The following is a 20,358-nucleotide window of genomic DNA, read 5'->3' on the forward strand; positions in this document are numbered from 1 at the left end:
CCCATAAACCAGGGGGAGCGGCTCTCATGGCCAGAACTCCGCCACCAGTGGACGCTTTCGACCGTTCCGACTGAATGAGAGGAGAATCCTTCATTGCGAGGAATGGGTCAAGCGCCACAGGGTAAAGACGGCGTGCTGCTTCGTATGTATTTTCATAAATCGGCCACGCGTCGCCATGTCGCAAATTATCCAGAATTCTGTTGAGAATGCCGATGGTTTCGGCTCGACGGAATGGGAAAGCTGAAATTGTGACGGAGTACGTGGTCGAGCTGTCGGCGGCCGACGCTGAACCGGAGCTGGTCGGCGGGAAGGCCGCCGGGCTGGCCAGGCTTTCGCGCGCCGGATTCGCCGTGCCCCCGGGCTTCGTCGTCACCGTCGCCGCCTACCGCGTTTTCGCCGGAGAGGCGCTGCCGAGCCGGATCGGCGAACTGCTCCGCCCGGTACCGCCCGGAGACCCGGTCGCGCTGAACGCCGCGGCGGCCCGCATCCGCGAAGCCGTCGTCTCGACCCCGATACCGCAGGCCCTCGCCGGGTCGATCGTCGCCGCATATCGCCGCCTGGGCACGACGGCGCACGCCGCCGGCCGGAGGGGCAGCGGCCCACTCCCGGTGGCGGTGCGCTCCTCCACCACCGCCGAGGACTCCGCGGAGCTCTCCTTCGCCGGTCAGCACGACAGCTTTCTCAACGTCCGCGGTGAGGCCGCGCTCCTCGACGCGGTACGGCGCTGCTGGGCGAGCCGCTGGACCGCCCGCGCCCTCTCCTACGCGGCCCACCAAGGCGGCACCGCGACGCCACGAGACGCAGGCGTGGCACCGGCGATCCTGGTCCAGGAGTTCGTGCCCGCCCGCGCGGCCGGAGTGCTGTTCACCCGCGCCCCGCTGACCGGCGCCGACGACGAGATGCTCGTCAACGCGGTGTGGGGGCTCGGCGAGACCGTCGTCGGCGGTCAGGCGACGCCGGACAGCATCGTGACCGACAAGGCCACCGGCCGCACCAAGAAGGTCCTCGTCGCCTGTAAGGACACCATGGCCGTTCCGGCGGCGAGCGGCACCCGGCTCGCACCGGTCCCCCGGCGGCGGCGTCGCTCCGCCGTGCTCGACCAGGAGCAGGCCGCCGAGCTGACCCGGCTGGGCGTCGCCGTCGAGCAGCACCAGGGCGCGGCCCAGGACATCGAGTGGGCGATCCTCGACGACGGCCGGGTGGTGATCCTGCAGACCCGGCCGATCACCCGCGGTCCGGCCCGATCCCCGGCTGCGCCGGATCGCGGCCTGCCGCCGGTGCCGGGCGACGACGACTGGCCGGTCCAGGGCACCGGCAGGTCGCACGACTTCGACATCTGGACCCGCGCCAACGTCGGCGAGCTTTGGCCCGACCCGGTGAGCCCGCTGGTCGCCTCGGTGGCACCCGAGATCATCACCAGCGCGGTGCGGCACTCCTTCCGGTCGCTGCGCGAGCCGTTCCTGGACGAGATCAGCTGGGCGCGGCGCATCCACGGGCGCATCTACTACAACGAGGGCGCGCTGGTCCACCTCCTGGAGCACAAGCTCGGCCTGCCGCCCGGGCTCATGGACCGGGCCCGGGGCAACAGCGGGTTCACCCAGCCCAGGGAGAGCCGGGTGCACCCGTGGCGGCTGCTGCGCCACCTGCCGACGCTGGCCCGGCTGGCGACCCGCCAGCGTGGCACCGCTCGTGAGCTGCGCGCGCTGATCCCGCGGATCGACCGTTGGGTCGCCGAGTTCGACGTGCGCTCCCACGACGGCCTGACGGACGCCGAACTCTGGGCGGCGGCGCAGCTCTGGCTGACGCGGACCAGCGACGCGATGAAGTTGCAGAACGACATGAGCGGGGTCTCCCTCACCGCGATCGCCACCCTGGAGAGACTGACGACCCGCTGGTTCGGCCGCCCCGAGGTGACGTACCGGCTGATCGGAGGGCTGTCCGGGATCAGGTCGGCCGAGCTCGGCGCCGCGCTGTCGCGGATCGCCCACGCGATCCGCGAGGCGGGGCTCGTCCAGGAGGTGCTCGGCGCGGACGCCGTGACCGCGCTGTCCCGGCTGCGCGAGCTGCCGGCGGCCGAGCCGGTCCTGCGGCTGCTCGACGAGTTCCTGCACCGGCACGGCTACCGATGCGCCAACGAGTCCGAGTGGCTCCATCCGCGCTGGCGCGACGCGCCGGAGCTCGTGGTCGAGCTGCTGGCCGGCTACCTGACGCCCGGCAAGGACGACCTCGCCATGAGCGCGGCGCTCCAGCAGCGCCACCGGGCGGAGGCACTCGCCTGGGCGAACGCGCGCCTCGGCCCGGTCCGCCGGCGGATCTTCCGTTCCGTGCTGTCCCGGGCACACGACTCCATCCGGCTGCGCGACAACGGGAAGGACGCGGCGATCAAGGCGTCCTACCCGGCTCGTCAGATCGCCGTGCACTTCGGCCGGCTCTGGGCCGGGCGTGGCTGGCTGTCGGCGGCGAACGACGTGTTCTTCCTCACCGTGGACGACATCGTCCGGGTGATCCGGCAGGGTTCGCCCGGGGCGGCCGGGCTGGACCTCGTCGAGCTGGTCCGCCTGCGGCGGCAGGCGTTCACCGCCTGGTTCGACATCGAGGCTCCTGACGTCGTCGGCGCCGACGGCTCTCCGCTCAGCCCGTCCTCCTCCGTACGAGACGCTTCGCCAGGGGCTGTGCGGCCAGGAGGACGGCCTCTCACCGGTATCGCCGCCAGCGCCGGCAGCGTGCAGGGCACCGCCCGCATCGTCTTGGACCCACGGGCGGCGGCCCGGATCCAGCGCGGCGAGATCCTGGTGACCCGATCCACCGATGTCGGCTGGACCGCCGTCTTCCCGCTGCTGGGCGGCCTGATCAGCGAGATCGGCGGGCAACTCTCGCACTCGGCCATCCTGGCCCGCGAGTACGGCCTGCCCGCCGTGGTCAACGTGCCCGGCGCGACCAAATTGATCAAGGAGGGCCAGCTGGTGCGCCTCGACGGGCTGACCGGCCAGATCCACCTCCTCGAAGGCTCGCCGGCGGTGACGTCGAGCGCCCCGGGTCCGGGAGAAGACCGTTGAGGGCGGCCGGCACGATCACCCGAGCCCGCTCCGCCACCGCACGCCTGCTGCTCCGCGCGGGTGTGTCGGCCGACGCGATGACGGTGCTCGGCCTGCTCGGCACCGTGATCGGAGCCGTCGGCTTCGCCGCCCGCGGCCACCTGCTCATCGCCACGGCCATCGTGGCGGTCAGCGCGCTGTGCGACGCCCTCGACGGCATGATGGCCCGCCTGAGCGGCGGCGGCACGCGATTCGGAGCACTGCTGGACTCGGCTGCCGACCGGATCGGCGACGGCGCCGTCTTCGCCTCGCTGGCCTTCTGGCTGGCCGACAGTGGCAGGCCCCGTGCTGCCGCCGCCGCCCTGTGCTGCCTGATCGGCGCGTATCTCGTCTCGTACGTCCGGGCGCGGGCCGAGGGGCTTGGCGTGTCGGGAGAGGTGGGGTTCGCTCACCGGTACGTCAGGCTCAAGTTCGTGGGAGTGGGCGTCCTGCTCGGCGCTCTCGGGCTGGTCGGGGCCTTCGAGGTGACGCTCTGGGCGCTCGCCGTACTGTCGGCGATCACTGCGGGGCAGCGGCTGGTCCATGCCCGGCGGCAGTTCCGTGCCGCGGACGGCCTCCTCGGGACGGAAGTCCTCGACAGCCCCTCCTGAACGAGCCTTTTCCGCGCGTTCCCACGGCTGCGAGATGCCGGTGTTGAGCTGCGGGTTCGTCCGGTGTGTGCTGTTCGTGGTGGTGGGTCGCGGTGGCGGGGCGATGAGTTTCGTCGGTGGGGTTGGTCAGTATGGGGGTGACGAGGACTGCTGATGAGACCGGGAACCGCCAGGCCGGCCGTGACGATGCCAGGCCCGAATCCGATAGAGGTATCGTGTCCAGCCCACAGCTTGAGTCATCCACCACGGGTGTGAGCGCCGGCTCGCGCCGCACGCCGGCCGTGATCCGGTTGCTGGTGCTGGCGACGTTCGTGGTCGTGCTGAACGAGACGATCATGATCAACGCGATCCCGCGGTTGATGGACGCCATGCACATCACCGAGCAGACCGCTCAGTGGCTGTCCACGGCCTTCATGCTGACCATGGCCGGGGTCATCCCGATCACCGGCTGGTTCCTGCAACGGGTCACCACCCGCACGGCGTACACCACCGCCATGGGGCTGTTCCTGCTCGGCACGGCGCTGGCCGCCGTCGCGCCGGTGTTCGGGGTGCTGCTGGGGGCCCGGATCATCCAGGCGTCCGGCACGGCCGTGATGATGCCGTTGTTGATGACCACGCTGATGCAGGTCGTGCCCGAGAAGGACCGGGGGCGGGTGATGGGCAACGTCACCCTGGCGATCTCCGTCGCCCCGGCCATGGGCCCGGCGATCTCCGGCGTGATCCTGCACTTCGGGTCGTGGCGGCTGCTGTTCGCGGTGGTGCTGCCGATCGCCGGTCTGATCACGTGGAGCGGGTTGAGGCAGCTCAGGAACACCGGCGAGCCCGAGATCAGCACGATCGACTGGTTCAGCGTGGCCACGGCGGCGGCCGGCTTCGGCGGCCTGGTCTACGGGCTGAGCCGGTTCGAGGGCGGGGACTCGCGCGTGGCCGTCGCGATCACGGTGGCCGGGCTGGTCACCATCGCCGTCTTCGTCGTCCGGCAGCTCGCGCTGCAGAAGCGCGGCACGCCGCTGATGGACCTGCGCACGCTGCGCCATCGCACGTACACGGTCGCGCTCGTCCTGATGTCGGTGGCGTTCATGGCGATGCTCGGCTCGATGATCCTGCTGCCGCTCTACCTGCAGAACGTCCGGGCGCTCAGCCCGCTGGAGACCGGGCTCCTGGTGATGCCGGGCGGCCTGGCGATGGGCCTGCTCGGTCCGGCGGTCGGCCGGCTGTTCGACAACCACGGCGGCCGGGTGCTGGTCATCCCCGGCTCGATCGGGATCATGCTCGCGCTGGCCGGGTTCACCCAGGTCACGATGACGATGCCCTACTGGCAGCTCCTCGGCCTGCACGCGCTGCTCATGGTGAGCCTGGCGGCGACGTTCACCCCGGTCTTCACGCTCGGCCTCGGGGCGGTCCCACCGCACCTGTACTCGCACGGCAGCTCGATCCTTAGCACGCTCCAGCAGGTCGCCGCGGCCATCGGCACCGCGCTCGTGATCACCGTGATGAGCGCGCGGGCCGACACCCTGCGGGCCGAGGGCGTCACGCAGGCGCTGGCCAGCCTCGACGGCATGCGGCTCGCGTTCATCGTGGGCGCGGTCCTGTCGGTGGCGGTGGTGGTCACCGCGCTGCTCCTGCCGGCCCGGGCCGAACGCGCCGTCGAGCACTAGGGGGCGGTGGCGCCCAGGTAGGTGAGGACGGCCCGCACCCGGCGGTTGGTGTCGTCGTCGGCGGCGAGGCCGAGCTTGGCGAAGATCGTGGTCGTGTACTTGCTGATGGCGCCCTCGCTGAGGAACAGCCGGGCCGCGATCGCCGTGTTGGACAGGCCCTCGGCCATCAGTTCGAGCACCGAGCGCTCGCGTTCGGTGAGGGTGGCGAGGGGGTCGGCGTGCGCGGGGCGGCCGAGCAGCTTCGCCACCACCGTCGGGTCGAGGGCCGTGCCGCCGCCGGCGACGCGGGTGAGCGCGTCCATGAACTCGCCGGCGTCCAGCACGCGGTCCTTGAGCTGGTAGCCGACGCCGCCCTGGCCGTCGGCCAGGAGCTCGCGGGCGTAGAGCTGCTCCACGTGCTGGGAGAGGATCAGCACGGGCAGGCCGGGCACCTCGCGGCGGGCGGCGAGCGCGGCCTGGAGCCCCTCGTCGGAGAACGTCGGCGGCAGCCGTACGTCCACGACGGCCACGTCCGGACGGGTGGCGAGCAGCGCTTCGAGCGTCGCGGGGCCGGAGTCGACGGCCGCGACCACGGTGTGCCCGTACGCCTGGACGAGCCGGACGAGCCCGTCGCGGAGCAGGAAGAGATCTTCGGCTATGACAACGCGCACGGCACCGCCACTGAGACGCGGGTGGGTCCCCCGAGGGGGCTGTCGATCTCCAGAAGGCCGCCGAAGGCCGCCATCCGGCGCTTGATGCCGTCCAGCCCGGAGCCGGAGGACGCGGTCGCCCCGCCGGAACCGTCGTCGGTGACGGCCGCGGTGAGGGTCCGCGTGCGCGGCTCGTAGTCGAGCTCGACGGTCACGTGGGTGGCCCGGGCGTGTTTGGCCACGTTCGCCAGCAGCTCGGCGACGGCGAAGTAGACCGCGGACTCGACCGGGCGCTCGGGCCGCGCGGGCACCGAACTGCGTACGTCGACCTCGACGGGCGCGTCGAGCGCCAGGGCTCGCACGGCGTCGACCAGGCCGCGCTCGGTGAGCACCGGCGGGTTGATGCCGCGGACCAGCGACCGCAGCTCGGCCAGCGCCGCGATCGACGAGGCGCGGGCGTCGGCCAGGATCGCGCGGGCGGCGGCGGGGTCGGTCTCCAGGAGGTGTTCGGCGGCCTGCATGGACATGCCCATGCCGACCACCCGCGCCTGGGCGCCGTCGTGCAGGCCGCGCTCGATGCGTTCGAGCTCGGCGGCCTGGGTCTGGGTCAGGTCGGCGCGGATGGCCTCCAGCTCCTCCACCCGCCGCCCGAGCCGCGAGTACGGGATCGGGCCCAGGAAGCGGCGGCCCAGGAGACCGAGGACCCGCCACGCGAACGGCGCCGCGGCCAGGCCGGCGACGATCAGGGCGACGCCGTGACCCAGGAAGCCCGGCGTGAGCGTCAGGAGGACGCCGCCGGCGATCCCGACCAGCGGCAGGGCCGCGACCGGCAGCACGCTCACACCGGCGAGCAGGCACCACAGCCCGTCCCAGTGCAGCTGGGGATCGTGGAAGCGGGCGTTCATCCGGGCGCGGCGGCGGGCCTCCCGTTCGGACTTGTGGTACTCCTCGCCGTCCCACCAGTGGCCGGTGGCCATGCGGGTGACCGGCGCGGGGACGCGGTAGGCGACCTCGACGCGCAGGCCGAGCCAGCGCGCGGCGAGCCGGCGGGCGGCCTGGCTGAGGGTGCGGCTGGTCAGCGGGTGCACGCACCACAGGGCCACGGCGATCCACAGGATCACCACCAGCGTCTCCCCCAGGAGCGCCAGGGCAACGACGAACGGGGGCCCGGTCAGGTTCGCCGACCAGGAGTAGGCGAGCTTGGAGCCGCCGTAGCCGACGGCGACGCCGACGATCGGCATCAGGCAGGTGAGCAGGACCAGGACGGCCGAACGGCAGAGCCCGAGCACGATCTCGGCGCCCCAGCGCAGGGGTCCGCCCCTCGTGGGCGACCTCACCTGCCAGCGTCCTTCGGCACGACGCCAATTGTGGCAGGCTGCCCTTTTTGGCGATGTCCGGGCACCTCCTCGACCGTCTGTGGTGGGCACGTCTGTCTTCTCCGGTTCCCGGGCGGTTCCGCCCGACCTCGGAGAACGTACGATCGTGCGCCGGTCACCCGGTATCCCGCCACGCCCCGTACGACGTGGGTCCAGCCCCACCCGAGGCGACGGCGACGGCGGCGCGGACGAACGCGGCCACGGCCGGTGAGCGGGAGCCCTGCGGCCACCCCACGGCGAGCACCGACGGCGACAGGTCGGCGACCTCCCGGTAGGCGACGCCCGGCCGGGGGTGCCGCCGCGCCACCGAGACCGGGACGAACCAGATGGCGCTGCCCAGCTCCACCAGGTTGCAGATCTGCGCCAGGTCCAGGCCGGTGCGCGGCGGGCGGCGGCCCGGGGGCGGTTCGGCGCCGTCCCACTCGGCCAGGGTGCCGTCGGGCAGCGGCTGGCCGGCCAGGTCGGCCACGGACAGGCGGGGACGGGCGGCCAGCGGGTCGGCGGCCGACAGCGCGACCAGGCGGGGCTCGGTCAGCAGGGGCTCGGTGTCGAGGTCGCGGTCGTCGAAGGGAGTGACCAGCAGCGCGACGTCGGCCCGGCCGTCGCGCAGGGCCGGCGCCTGCTCGTTGCGCCCGCCCAGCAGCAGCTCGGCCGGGAGCGCGGCCTCCTCCTCGCGGTAGGCGGCCAGGATGCGGGGCAGCAGCCCGGCGTCGTAGTCGGCCTTGAGCGCCACCCGGAGCCCCGGCCCGGGACGGGCCGCGTGCCGGACCCGGCGGGCCGCCGCGGTGACCGCGTCGATGGCGATCCTGGCGTCGCGCAGGAAGATCTCGCCCGGCGGGGTGAGGGTGACCTGCCGCGTGGTGCGCTCCAGCAGGCGCACGCCCAGCCGGCGTTCCAGCTCGCGGATCGCGCGGGACAGCGGGGGCTGAGCCATGCCGAGCCGCGCGGCGGCCCGCCCGAAGTGCAGCTCCTCGGCCACGGCCACGAAGTAGCGGAGCTCGCGGACCTCCAGGTCATTCATATCGGCAGGGTATCAATGGTGATCGGATCGGTCCTTCAGGTTCGCCGCCGTGCTCGGTTGACTGGCCGTGCCCCCCAGTACGACACCGTCGATTTCCCCTGGAGTTCTCCATGATCGTCATCACCACGCCCACCGGCCGGATCGGCCGGCAGGTCCTCGACCTCGTCCTGGCCGCGGACGAGCCGGTCCGCGTCGTCGTACGGGACCCCGCCCGCCTTCCGGCGCCCGTACGCGAGCGGGTGGAGGTCGTGCCGGGGTCGCACGGCGAGGCGCGCGTCGTCGAGGAGGCGTTCGCGGGCGCCGACGCCGTGTTCTGGGTCGTCCCGCCGAATCCGCGGGCCGCCGGCCTCGACGCCGCCTACCTGGACTTCACCCGGCCGGCGTGCGAGGCGTTCGTGAGCAGAAGCGTCGGCCGGGTGGTCGGGGTCTCGGCCCTGGGCCGCGGCCTGCCCCTGGACGCCGGTCTCGTGACGGCCTCGCTGGCCATGGACGACCTGATCACGGGCACGGGCGTGCACTACCGGGCCCTGACGCTGCCTTCGTTCATGGACAACCTGCTCGACCAGGCGGCGGTGATCAGGGACCAGGGCGTGTTCTTCTCCCCGGTGCACGGCGACCTCAAGGCCCCCGCCTGCGCCACCCGCGACATCGCGGCGGTGGCCGCCGGGCTGCTGCTCGACCGTGGCTGGACCGGGCGGGCCGACGTCCCCGTGCTCGGGCCGGAGGATCTGTCGGGCGAGGACATGGCGCGGATCATGTCCGACGTGCTGGGACGGCCGATCCGGCTGCGGCACGTGCCGGTGGCGGCGTTCAGGGCCATGATGGTCGAGCAGGGCAGGTCGGAGGCGATGGCCCAGGGGATGGCCGACATGATGGAGGCCAAGAACCGGGGCCTGGACAACGCCGAGCCGCGCACCCCGGAGGCCACCACCCCCACCGGTTTCCGCCAGTGGTGCGAGGACGAGCTCAGGCCCGTCGTCCTGGGCTGAACGTGCCCCTTGTACGCGGCACCGGCGCGGCGTAGCGTGACTGATGACCAGATTTCGTATCTAGTCACGAGGTGTGGCGATGGTCGAAAGGGCGGACCGGATCCTCGACGCCGCGGGCGAGCTGCTGCTGCGTCACGGGTACCGGAGGGTCACCGTCGAAGACATCGCGGGCCGCGCCGGAGTGGGTAAGGGCACCGTCTACCTGCACTGGCGGACCAAGAACGAGCTGTTCGAGGCGCTGCTCCTCCGGGAGTCCATCGAGGTCGTGGAGGAGTCCGCGGCAATGTTGCGGCGCGACCCCACCCAGGTGCTGCCCCACCGCTTCTCGCGGGCGGCCTTCGTCTCCATGAGCCGCAGGCCGCTGCTCCAGGCGCTGTTCACGACCGACTTCGAGCTGCTGGGCAAGCTGGCCAAGCATCCGCTGCGCAGCCACGACCTCCTCGCCTCCCAGCGGTTCCAGCGGATGGCCGACCGGTACGGGCTGCTCAGGGCGGACATGCCGCACCCCCGGTACACGCTGAGCGCCGCGTCCACGGGCTTCTACCTGATCAACGGCGTCGACGCCACGGGGTCGGAGCTGAGCGTCGAGGAGCGGGCGGACGCGCTCGCCTTCACCGTGCGCCACGCTTTCGAGCCCGTCGAGGAGCCGTCCGCCGAGGTGCTGGAGGCGGCGGCGGCGGAGTACGTCGCGATTCTCGAGGAGCTGATCCCGCCCTACCGCAAGTGGATCTACGACTAAGGAGAGGCGATGTCCGACATCGTCGAACGGTACAAGATCTCCAAGCAGCACTTCTGGTTGCACGGGCCCCGATCGGGCCCGTCCGTCGAGTACGACGCCGCCGCCGGGATGTACAACGTCCACGGCTACCAGGAAGTGCACGACGTTCTCGGCGACCCCACCACGTTCTCCTCCGACACCATGCGGCTGGTCCCCAAGGGGCTGCTGCCGCAGGGCGACGAGATCTCGCTGGAGGGGTTCATCACCCAGATCGATCCGCCGGAGCACGGCAAGCTGCGCAAGCTGGTCAGCAGCGCGTTCACCCGCAAGGTCGTCGCGGACCTCGAACCGCGCATAGCCGCCGTCACCCACGAGCTGCTCGACGCGACCGAGGGCCGCGACCGCCTGGAGCTGGTGACCGACCTGGCCTACCCGCTCCCCGTCATCGTCATCGCCGAGCTGCTGGGGGTGCCGAGCAGCGACCGGGCCCTGTTCAGGAAGTGGGCCGACGGACTGTTCCAGCGCGACGCCAAGGTCTCGCTCGCCGAGCCCACGGAGGAACAGAGCGCGCAGGTGGCGAGCACCCTCAAACCGTGGCGGGAGATGACCGAGTACCTCGCCGGGCACTCCGCCGAGCGCCGGGCGCGGCCCCGCGCCGACCTGCTCACCAAGCTGGTCGAGGCCGAGGTGGACGGCGAGCGCCTGCCCGACGACCAGGTCGTCAACTTCGCGATGGTCCTGCTGCTCGCCGGGCACATCACCACGACGATGCTGCTCGGCAACACCGTGGTCTGCCTGGACGCCTTCCCCGACCAGCAGGACAAGGTGCGGGCCGACCGCTCCACGGTGCCGGCCGTGATCGAGGAGTCGCTGCGGCTCTTCACCCCGTTCTCCGCGCTGGGCCGGTCGACCACCCGCGAGGTCGAACTGGGCGGGGTGACGATACCGGCCGACAAGATGGTCATGCTCTGGCTCGGATCGGCCAACCGGGACCCCCGGCAGTTCCACGACCCCGAGGTCTTCGACGCCGGCCGCGATCCCAACCCGCATCTCGCCTTCGGCCGCGGCATCCACTTCTGCCTGGGCGCCCCCCTGGCCCGGCTGGAGGGACGGGTGGCGCTGAACATCCTGCTCGACCGGGTCGAGGTCCTGCGCACCGACCCCGACGACCCGGTGCTCTTCATCCCCACGCCGACCATGACGGGGGTGAGCCGGCTACCGCTCGTGCGGTGAGCCGCCGTCCGCGGAACGCACAGGCCGGGTGATGGCGGCGCGGGCGGTTCCCGTCCTCGGCAAGGGCGGGCTCAGGAGGCGGCAAAGTGCCGCGCGTTGCCGTGGGCGTCCTGCTCTGTGGGGGCCAAGGTGGCTTGTTCACCTTCGTCGCAGCATAAGAGGGGACGATCCTGGCTATGGGCGGCAAGCAGCGGAAGCTGGAGCTGAGCGGGCCGCAGATCGTGGGAAGCGCCCTGGCCGCGGTCACCGCCGCGGTCGCGGCCTCGTACCTGGGCACGGCGGGGACGGTGATCGGGGCCGCGATGATGAGCGTGGCCAGCACCGTCGTCGCCGACGTCTACACGCATTACCTCAAGCGCACCGGCGACAAGGTGAAGCGGCGCACGGCGGTCGCCCTGCGCGGCCACCCGGCCCTGCCCGGCCCGCCCGCCGCCCCTGCCCCGCCGGGCCCGCCCGTCGCTCCCGCCGCGGCGCAGATTGTCAGGGGGAAGGGGGGCAGGAGGCCCCGGTGGGCCAGGGTCTGCGGGGCGGCGGCGCTGGTGTTCACCGTCAGCATGGGGAGCATCGTGATCTACGAGCTCGTCGCGGACCGCACGGTGGCCGACCAGGTCGCCGGACGCACCTCGGGCGAGGCCGGCAGGGCGCCGGGCAGGAAGGACCGCCGGGACGGGCGGGCGGTCGGCGAGCCGCGGCACGAACGTCCCGCCACCCGGCAGCCGAGCCCGACGCCGTCACCCGGGCCGTCCACAGGGCCGTCCGCGACGCCCAGCCCGTCGGCGCCCGCCACGGTCACGCCGACGCCGACGCCCGGCGGGACGGGCACCACCGTCCCGTCCCCCGCGCCCACGCCGGACGCCGGCCCTTCGGAGCCCAGCCCCACCTCCTTCCCCTCGCCGACCGGCCACGACCCGACCGACGCGCCCGACCAGAGCTTCCCCGACCTCCTCTTCCGCTGACCATTCCGCCCCCTTTCGGTGGCCGTCGGCGACGAAGGCCCGGGGCCGGGGGTCGGGGGGCCGGGGCCGGGGGTCGGGGGGCCGGGGCCGGGGGTCGGGGGGCCGGGGCCGGGGGTCGGGGGGCCGGGGCGGGGGTTAGGGCTTTGTGGTTAGGAGGGTGGTGTAGGCGGGTTTGGCGGTCAGGCGGTCGTCCAGGAGGCAGGCGGCGCCTTCGCCGTCGAACCAGCCCGGCACCCACGAGTGGCGGTCGGGGCCGAGGTGGGTGAGCCAGCTGGACTTCCGGAGCGTGCCGTCCTCCTCGATCACCTCGTTGACGACGTCCCAGGCCCGTACCTTGCCCTTGTGCGCGTCAAGCAGTCGATCCCAAGTGGCTTCCAAGTAGGCGTTCCTAGCCTTTGTCGTGACTTGAGTGGAGGGGCAGGTGGGCCATGGGGTGGCGGGTCAGGCAGACGACGGTCCGAGGCGGGGGGCGCCGGCCTTGAACGATCCGTACGGCACGACGCGCCCGATCCCGCGTCACGCCGCACCACCCCCCCGCCACGCGGCCCCCCACCCACCCCAGCCGGTGCAGCCGGGCGGGCAGGACAAGAGCGGGCAGGACGGGCAGGGGCTCTTCCGGGAGGAGGCGTTGCGGCATCGGGCGATGTCGCGGGTCACCCGGATGCCACTGGTGATCAGCACCCCGTCGTTCCTGGCGTTGTGGCTGCTGGCGGCCGTGCTCCTCGTCATCGGCATCCTGCTGACCATGGTCGCGGTCGAGGCGGTCGCCTGATGTTCCGCCGCGTCCCCGTACTGCTCCAGAACACCGACACCGAGTGCGGCGCCGCCTGCCTGGCCATGGTGCTGTGCCACCACGGGCAGCGCACCACCCTCCACCAGATCGCCGAGCAGCTCCGGGTCGGCCGGGACGGCCTGAGCGCCAAGGCCATCGTGGACGGCGCCCGCGAGCACGGCCTCAAGGCCCGCGCCTTCTCCCTGGCCCCCGAGGACCTGGCCCGCGTGCCGCTCCCCGCCGTCGCGCACTGGGAGTTCAACCACTTCATCGTGGTCGAACGCTGGTCCCCCGACCACGTGGACGTCGTCGACCCCGGGTACGGCCGCCGCAGGCTGACCGCGGAGGAGTTCGGCGCCGGGTTCACCGGCGTGCTGCTGGTGTTCGAGCCGGGCGAGGGCTTCCGGCGCGGCACGACCTCGGCGGCGGGGGCCTGGCGCAAGGAGTTCGTCCGGACCCTGTTCCGGCGGCGCAGGGGCCTGCTCGCGCAGCTCATCGCGGCCTCGTTGCTGCTCCAGCTGCTCGGGCTCGCCCTGCCGATGTTCTCGCAGCTCCTCCTGGACTCCATCGTGCCCAGGCGGGCGGTGGAGGTGCTGTCCCTGCTGGGCGTCTCCGTGCTGCTCGCGGGGGCGGCCCAGCTCGTGATCGGGTACCTGCGGGCGGCCCTGCTGGTCGCCGTACGGGCCCGTGCCGACCAGGAGCTCACCGAAAGTCTGGTGACCCACCTGGTGACGCTGCCGTACCGGTACTTCCAGCAGCGCGGCAGGGGCGACCTGGTGACCAGGGCGGGCAGCGTCTCGACGCTCGGCGACATCCTCACCGGGCAGGTCGTCGCGGCGCTGCTGGACGGCCCGCTGGCCGTGGGCTACCTGGCGCTGGTCTACCTCTGGGACCCGGTGTTCGGGCTCGCGCTGACCGGCGTGGCCGTGCTGCAGACGATCCTGCTGCTGGCCACGACGAGCCGGATCGCCACGCTCACCCGACAGGAGCTGACGGCGCTGGCGGCGTCCCAGACCAGCCTCATCCAGACGATCACCGGCATCGAGACGCTGAAGGCGTCGGGGGCCGAGAAGCGGGCCGTGGACCAGTGGTCGTCCCACTTCGCCAAACAGCTCAACGCGGACGTGCGCGCCGGGCTCACCAGGGGGCTGCTGGAGTCGGCGCTGGCCGCGATCCGGGTGACGGCGCCGCTCGGGCTGCTGTGGCTGGGCGCCTGGCGGGTGCTCGACGGGCAGCTCACGGTGGGCGAGCTGGTCGCGCTGAACGCCATCGCGCTCGGCGCGCTGACCCCGCTCGGCTCGCTGATGACCGGGTTGCAGAGCCTCCAGCAGGCGGGCGCGCACTTCGACCGGCTCTCCGACATCCTGGCCTCGGAGCCGGAGCCGAGCAACGGCATCGAGGTGCTGCGGCTGCGGGGCTCGGTCGAGCTGCGCGGGGTGAGCTTCCGCCACGACCCGCGCGCCCCCTGGACCGTGCGCGACGTCTCGGTCTCCATCCGGCCGGGGCAGAAGGTCGCCCTGGTGGGCTCGTCCGGCTCGGGCAAGAGCACGCTGGCCCGGCTGCTGCTCGCGCTGCACACCCCCGTGCTGGGCGAGATCCGTTACGACGGCGTCCCGGCCGCCGAGCTGAATCTGCGCACGCTGCGCCGCCAGTTCGGCGTGGTCACCCAGGACCCGTCCCTGTTCAGCGGCTCGATCAGGGAGAACATCGCGCTGAACGAGCCGGGCGCGTCGCTGGAGCGGGTGGTCGCCGCGGCCCGCCTGGCCGCGCTGCACGACGAGATCATGGACATGCCCATGGGGTACGAGACGATGCTCACCGACGGCGGCGGCCTGTCCGGCGGGCAGCGGCAGCGGCTCGCCCTGGCCCGTGCCGTCCTGTCGCGCCCGAAGGTGCTGCTGCTCGACGAGGCCACCAGCAACCTGGACAGCGCCACGGAGGCGGCCATCGAGGCGAACCTGAGCCGGCTCGTCCAGACCAGGATCGTGATCGCCCACCGGCTGAGCACGGTCAGGGACGCCGACGTGATCCTCGTGATCGACGCGGGCCGGGTGGTGGAACGCGGCACCCACGACGAGCTGACGGCCGTGGGCGGCAAGTACGCCGAACTGGTCGCCGCCCAGGCCGTCATGTCCTGACGTTCATGTGAGCCGCACGCTCACCGTGACGGACGCGCCCTCCAGGCGGACCAGCGGCCCGAAGGTGAGCGTCAGCCGGTCGCCCGTCGCCGCGCCCACCACCGGCGGGCCGCCGCGCAGCACCTCGGCGACCGGCCGGACCCAGGTCACGGTCAGCCCGTCCAGGTCGCACCGGGGATCGGCCACGGTCACCGTGGCCGTGCCTTCGGCGTCCTCCCTGACCAGCACGGCGCAGGGCCCGGACGCGGCCAGCGGGCCGGCGACGCCGTCGTTCCAGAAGGCGGCCGCGGTGACGCCCAGCGCGTCCACCCGGACGGCCTGCTGCCGCGCGGTGTTGGCCAGCACGCGGGCCCACCCGGGATCGGCGGCCCTGGCGATCGTGCGTTCGCGGCTCGCGCCGGGCAGGAGCAGGTAGACGTAGTCCGCCTGGTCGGGGTCGATGCCGTGGTCGAGCCAGAGCGTGCGGTAGTCGCGGTTCCCGCGCCGCTCCCGGAGGGTGCGCAGGCCGTCCGGCACGACGTAGCCGCCGTGGCCGTCGAGGTGCGCCCAGCCCGCCCGGGGATCGACGGTCAGCGGGGCGGCGGTCCTGCGGTTGTCCACGATCGTCTCGACCGGCACGCCGTCCGCGCCGCTGATCCCCGCGCCGAGGCAGACCACCGCGTCGTCGAGGAAGAACCAGGACTTGAACGCCTCCATCGTGCTGTCGAGGCCGTTGAGGTGCTGGCCGGCGACGGCGTACAAGCCGTCCGTGGCGCCGCCGACCCAGCGGCCGGGCGGGCAGGTGTCGCCCCAGGCCGGGCCGGCGCCGTCGGGCAGCCGCCGGGTCGAGACCGTCGTGCCGGGCAGCCGGTAGGGGTCGACGGTGGTCCAGAACGAGTCGGAGTACTGGTCGGCGTGGCCGTCGGCCCACCAGTAGAGCATGCCCGAACCGGTGTGCCAGCCCCGCAGGTTCTCGCCGTTGCCGTGCTCGTAGTGGCCGATCCTGGACGAGGCCATGCTGAGCGCGGCGCACCAGCCCGGCCGGCGGTGCACGGCCCGCGCGCTCATCGGGAACAGCCGGTGGCCGACGGGCTCCGGCGCGGCGGGCACGGCGGCGTCACCGAGGACGGCGGCCAGGCGGGCGTGGAAGCCCGGCTCGGCCTCGGCCAGCATGGGACGGCACGTCTCGCGTACGGCCCAGCCCTTGACCATCGCCTGCCAGCGGGCCCGGTCGGCGGCCGGGGCCACCTCGCCGAGCAGCAGGATCGCGTCGGCCAGCTCGCGCCCCCTGTCGTGGTCGCCGAACGGCTTCCTGCCGACCCCTCTGCCGCGCACCAGGTCCATGCAGAACCCGTCGCGGACGAACGGCGCGAACGACCGCTCCACCATGGCGAACACGGTCGGGTCGGCGACCTCCCACGGCGTGCCGCGCAGCACCGCGAACAACGTCGCCAGCCCGGCGAGCAGCGTCACCCCGTAGGCCCCCTGGTAGGGCACGGTCGAGTGCTGGACGAACGACCCGTCCCGGTAGAAACCGTCACCCTCGGAGACCGTGCGGAACACCGGGGAGAGCGCCGAGACCGCCAGCCCCGCCTTGCCCGGGTCGGCCCTGAGCATGGCGCGCAGCAGCATCACCACGCACAGGTCCACCCGGTTGGCGGCGGTGCTGGTGCCGCTGTAGTCGCCCAGGCGGCTCTCGGGCACGAAGTGGTCGACGGCGTCCCGTAACGCGGCGCTCCGCCGCTCGCCCAGGTGCGGCCCGACCAGCACGGCGGCGTCGAGCAGCGCCTTCGGCACGCCGATCTCCCAGTGCCACCAGTTGCCGGCCGGGTCGGCGCCGTCGGCGTACACGTGGCGGCGGTAGTGGTCGATCCCGGCGGCGACGGCGGCGGCCAGGCCCGCGTCGCCGGTCAGCCCGGTCCCGGGCGACGCGTACGCGCGGGCCATGGCCAGCAGCCTTCGCGGCGTCGCGACGAACGACGGGAACGGCTGGTCCGGCCAGAGCGACGTGCCCGTGTACGCCATCGCCGCCCGGTTGCGGGCCGCCCGCCGCCCCGCCTCGGCCAGCCGCGTCCGGTACGGCTCCGCGCCCGCGTCGAACCCCGACCCCGCCGTCACCTCCCGCCACCGGCGGCGCAGCGTGACGAAGGAGTCGTCCGGCGTGTGGGCGGGCTCGACCCGGGCGAGCGCCCCCGCCACGCCGGCCACGGCGACCGCGCCCGCCTGGAGCAGAAGTCGCCTGGACGGCCGGTGCACGCCTCGATTATGACCTCATGGCCCGCCTGGATCGGGCCGCCGGCGGTCAGACCTCCAGCAGGGTCTTGCCGTTCACCGCGCGGGCCTCGATCGCCGCGTGCGCCTCGGCCGCCCGCTCCAGCGGGAACGTACGCCCCACGACCGCCCTGAGCCGCCCGCCCGCCGCCTCGGCGATCGCCCGCTCGGTCCGCTCGTTCCCGTCGCCGCTCAGGGCGGCCAGCTGCTCCAGGCCGATCACGGTGACGCCCCGCCGGGCGGCCTCCTCGGGATCGACCGTCGTGGTGCTGCCGCTGGACGCGCCGTGCACGGAGAACCGCCCGCCGCGCGCGGTCACCTCGAACGCCTGGCGGCCGAGGTCGCCGCCCACACCGTCGAAGACCACGTCGGCCCCGCGCCCGCCGGTCGCGTCGAGCACCTCGCCGGTCCAGCCCGGACGCGAGTAGTCGACGGTGACCTCGGCGCCGAGCCCGGCCACCACCTCCAGCTTGGCCGCGCCGCCCGCCGCCCCGATGACCCGCGCGCCGGCCCCCCGCGCGAGCTGCACGAGCAGGCTGCCGAGCCCTCCGGCGGCGGCCTCGACGAGCACCCATTCACCAGGCTGGATCGCGGCGTTGGCGAACAGGCCCACGGCCGTGTTGCCGTCCACGAGCAGCGCCGTCGCGTCGGCCAGTTCGAGCTCGTCCGGCACCTCGACCAGGTCGGCGGCCCTGGCCACGACCAGTTCGGCGTTCCCGCCGCCGAAGCCCGGCGTACGGGTCACCACCCGCCGCCCCACCAGCCCGGGATCGACGCCCTCGCCCACGGAGAGCACGAGCCCGCCCACGCCGCCGCCCGGCACGTACGGGAGCTCGGGCAGCGGCGGCCCCGGCGTGAACCCCCGCCTGAGCTGCGTCTCGATGAAATTGATCTCGGCGAAGGCGACCCGCACCACGACCTCGCCCGACCCGGCCACCGGGTCGGGGACGGTCTGCGTCTCCAGCACCCCGGGCCCGCCGAACCTCGTCACCCGCACAACTCTCATGCCCACTCCTCATCCGGAACAGCTTCCCTGCCAGGTTGCTACCTCAAGGCGACTTGAGGTCAACCCGTCCGGGCCGCTCCGGGTCAAGGAAGCTTAAACGAGGTTCGCCGGCTATCGCCGCTTCGTAATGACTTGACTTATTCGTCATCTCCCCAGTTCGGAGCCAGGTTCCTGGCGATCCGGATGTCGTCGTTGCTCGTGCCGGCCGGGACCATGGGCCAGACCATGGCGTCCCGGTGCACGACGAAGTCCACCACCACCGGCAGGTCGTCAATGGCCATGGCCTTCTCGATGACGGCGTCCACGTCTTCGGGGCGTTCGCAGCGCAGGCCGTGGCAGCCGTACGCCTCGGCGAGGGCGACGAAGTCGGGGATGCGGCGGGCGGGACGCAGGTCGGTGTTGGAGTAGCGGCCGTCGTACAGGAGGGTCTGCCACTGGCGGACCATCCCGAGGCTGCCGTTGTTGATGACGGCCACCTTGATCGGCACGCCCTCCAGGGCGCACACGGCCAGCTCCTGGTTGGTCATCTGGAAGCAGCCGTCGCCGTCGATCGCCCACACCGTGCGGTCGGGGCAGCCGATCTTGGCGCCCATCGCCGCCGGGACCGCGAAGCCCATCGTGCCCGCGCCCCCGGAGTTGATGAACGAGCCCGGCCGCTCGTGCCCGATGAACTGGGCGGCCCACATCTGGTGCTGTCCCACGCCGGAGGTGTAGACGGCCTCCGGCCCGACCAGGGCGCTCAGCCGCTGCATGACGTACTGCGGGGCGAGCGCGCCCTCGAACGTCTCGTAGCCCAGCGGGTACGTGCGCCGGTACCCCTCCAGCGTGCGCAACCAGGCCGTACGGTCACCCGGCCGGCCGTCGAGGGCGGTGATCAGGTCGGCCAGCACCTCCTGGCAGTCGCCCACGACGGGCACGTCGGCCCGCCGGTTCTTGGAGATCTCGGCCGGGTCCACGTCGGCGTGCACGACCTTGGCGTGCGGCGCGAACGTGGCCAGGTCGCCGGTGACGCGCTCGTCGAACCGGGTGCCGAGCGCGATGATCAGGTCGGCCCGCTGGAGGGCCCCGACGGCCGGGACCGAACCGTGCATGCCGGGCATGCCCATGTGCAGGGGGTGGCTGTCGGGGAACGTGCCGCGGGCCATGAGCGTGGTGACGACCGGGATGCCCGTCAACTCGGCGAACCGCAGCAGCTCCGCGGACGCGCCCGCCTTGTGCACGCCGCCGCCGACGTACAGGACGGGCCGCCGGGCCTCGGCGATCAGCTCGGCGGCGGCCCTGATCTGCCGGGCGCTCGGCCGGGCGACCGGGCGGTAGCCGGGCAGCCGCATGACCGGCGGCCAGACGAAGGCGGTCTCGGCCTGGAGCGCGTCCTTGGTGATGTCCACCAGCACCGGCCCCGGACGTCCCGTGGAGGCGATGTGGAACGCCTCCGTGATCGTACGGGGGATGTCGGCCGCGTCCGTGACCAGGAAGCTGTGCTTGGTGATCGACAGGGTGATGCCCGTGATGTCGGCCTCCTGGAAGGCGTCCGTGCCGATCTGCGAGCTGGGCACCTGGCCGGTGATCGCGACGATCGGCACCGAGTCCATGTAGGCGTCGGCGAGGGGCGTCACCAGGTTCGTGGCCCCCGGGCCGCTGGTCGCCATGCAGACCCCGACCTTGCCGGTGGCCTGCGCGTACCCCTCGGCCGCGTGCCCGGCGCCCTGCTCGTGCCGGACCAGCACGTGCCTGATCGAGGTCGAGCGGTAGAGCGGGTCGTAGGCGGGCAGTACGGCGCCGCCGGGGATGCCGAACACGGTGTCCACGCCGACCCGTTCAAGCGCCCTCACCAGAGCCTGCGCGCCCGTCATCCCGCTCTCCCCTCCTGGCGATCAACTGGCGATCGACCGGCGATCCACCGGCGACCGGCGCACCAGTCGACCAG

The 20,358-nt window shown here is 73.0% G+C and carries 16 protein-coding genes; 9 read left to right on the top strand and 7 right to left on the bottom strand.

What is annotated here, in order from left to right; genetic code table 11:
* Positions 1–248: 248 nt before the first annotated feature.
* The 3 genes from ACIA8R_RS01160 (at position 249) to ACIA8R_RS01170 (ending at position 5,343) form a co-directional block, all read left to right on the top strand.
* Complete coding sequence (locus tag ACIA8R_RS01160) at positions 249–3,056, top strand: PEP/pyruvate-binding domain-containing protein (protein ID WP_397035804.1); 2,808 nt, start codon at positions 249–251, stop codon at positions 3,054–3,056.
* On the top strand, positions 3,053–3,685 hold the full coding sequence (gene pgsA, locus ACIA8R_RS01165) for a phosphatidylinositol phosphate synthase (protein ID WP_397035806.1): 633 nt from the start codon (positions 3,053–3,055) through the stop codon (positions 3,683–3,685). Before ACIA8R_RS01160 ends, pgsA begins: the two co-directional genes overlap by 4 nt.
* Positions 3,686–3,936: 251 nt before the next feature.
* Positions 3,937–5,343, top strand: coding sequence for an MDR family MFS transporter (locus tag ACIA8R_RS01170; RefSeq protein WP_357702121.1), 1,407 nt, complete (start codon positions 3,937–3,939; stop codon positions 5,341–5,343).
* On the opposite strand, the gene ACIA8R_RS01175 is transcribed toward ACIA8R_RS01170, so the two are convergent.
* From ACIA8R_RS01175 to ACIA8R_RS01185, 3 genes are all read right to left on the bottom strand, one after another.
* Positions 5,340–5,993: a response regulator transcription factor gene (locus tag ACIA8R_RS01175; RefSeq protein ID WP_364083877.1), complete on the bottom strand. Its 654-nt coding sequence runs from the start codon at positions 5,991–5,993 to the stop codon at positions 5,340–5,342. The two genes, ACIA8R_RS01170 and ACIA8R_RS01175, sit on opposite strands and share 4 nt — an antisense overlap.
* A complete protein-coding gene (locus ACIA8R_RS01180; protein ID WP_364083874.1) occupies positions 5,978–7,309 on the bottom strand; it encodes a histidine kinase in 1,332 nt (443 codons plus the stop codon). The genes ACIA8R_RS01175 and ACIA8R_RS01180 overlap by 16 nt, the downstream gene beginning before the upstream one ends.
* 154 nt (positions 7,310–7,463) lie before the next feature.
* Positions 7,464–8,369, bottom strand: a complete 906-nt coding sequence (locus ACIA8R_RS01185) for a LysR family transcriptional regulator (RefSeq protein ID WP_397035809.1) — start codon at positions 8,367–8,369, stop codon at positions 7,464–7,466.
* 110 nt (positions 8,370–8,479) lie between these two features.
* Here ACIA8R_RS01185 and ACIA8R_RS01190 point away from each other — a divergent pair, with 110 nt between their 5' ends.
* The 4 genes from ACIA8R_RS01190 (at position 8,480) to ACIA8R_RS01205 (ending at position 12,265) form a co-directional block, all read left to right on the top strand.
* Entirely contained in the window at positions 8,480–9,358 is an 879-nt protein-coding gene (locus tag ACIA8R_RS01190; RefSeq protein WP_397035811.1) for an NAD(P)H-binding protein, read from the top strand.
* A 79-nt stretch (positions 9,359–9,437) separates the two neighbouring features.
* Positions 9,438–10,097 (top strand): TetR/AcrR family transcriptional regulator, encoded by a 660-nt coding sequence (locus ACIA8R_RS01195; RefSeq protein WP_397035813.1) that lies wholly within the window; start codon positions 9,438–9,440, stop codon positions 10,095–10,097.
* 9 nt (positions 10,098–10,106) lie between these two features.
* A complete protein-coding gene (locus tag ACIA8R_RS01200; protein ID WP_357702109.1) occupies positions 10,107–11,309 on the top strand; it encodes a cytochrome P450 in 1,203 nt (400 codons plus the stop codon).
* Between the two features lie 176 nt (positions 11,310–11,485).
* Entirely contained in the window at positions 11,486–12,265 is a 780-nt protein-coding gene (locus ACIA8R_RS01205; protein WP_397035815.1) for a hypothetical protein, read from the top strand.
* A 135-nt stretch (positions 12,266–12,400) separates the two neighbouring features.
* On the opposite strand, the gene ACIA8R_RS01210 is transcribed toward ACIA8R_RS01205, so the two are convergent.
* A complete protein-coding gene (locus tag ACIA8R_RS01210) occupies positions 12,401–12,643 on the bottom strand; it encodes an endo-1,4-beta-xylanase (RefSeq protein WP_397035817.1) in 243 nt (80 codons plus the stop codon).
* Positions 12,644–12,743: 100 nt separating this feature from the next.
* Here ACIA8R_RS01210 and ACIA8R_RS01215 point away from each other — a divergent pair, with 100 nt between their 5' ends.
* Positions 12,744–13,037, top strand: coding sequence for a hypothetical protein (locus ACIA8R_RS01215; RefSeq protein ID WP_397035819.1), 294 nt, complete (start codon positions 12,744–12,746; stop codon positions 13,035–13,037).
* Entirely contained in the window at positions 13,037–15,175 is a 2,139-nt protein-coding gene (locus ACIA8R_RS01220) for a peptidase domain-containing ABC transporter (protein WP_397035821.1), read from the top strand. The genes ACIA8R_RS01215 and ACIA8R_RS01220 overlap by 1 nt, the downstream gene beginning before the upstream one ends.
* Before the next feature lie 3 nt (positions 15,176–15,178).
* Here the strand turns inward: ACIA8R_RS01220 and ACIA8R_RS01225 are convergent, their stop codons facing one another.
* From ACIA8R_RS01225 to ACIA8R_RS01235, 3 genes are all read right to left on the bottom strand, one after another.
* Entirely contained in the window at positions 15,179–17,410 is a 2,232-nt protein-coding gene (locus tag ACIA8R_RS01225) for a polysaccharide lyase 8 family protein (RefSeq protein WP_397035823.1), read from the bottom strand.
* Positions 17,411–17,456: 46 nt separating this feature from the next.
* A complete protein-coding gene (locus tag ACIA8R_RS01230) occupies positions 17,457–18,431 on the bottom strand; it encodes a zinc-binding dehydrogenase (protein WP_397035825.1) in 975 nt (324 codons plus the stop codon).
* A 137-nt stretch (positions 18,432–18,568) separates the two neighbouring features.
* A complete protein-coding gene (locus ACIA8R_RS01235) occupies positions 18,569–20,284 on the bottom strand; it encodes an acetolactate synthase large subunit (protein WP_397035827.1) in 1,716 nt (571 codons plus the stop codon).
* Positions 20,285–20,358 lie beyond the last annotated feature (74 nt).

The sequence above is a fragment of the Nonomuraea sp. NPDC051191 genome (assembly GCF_044455665.1).
Taxonomy (GTDB): Bacteria; Actinomycetota; Actinomycetes; order Streptosporangiales; family Streptosporangiaceae; genus Nonomuraea.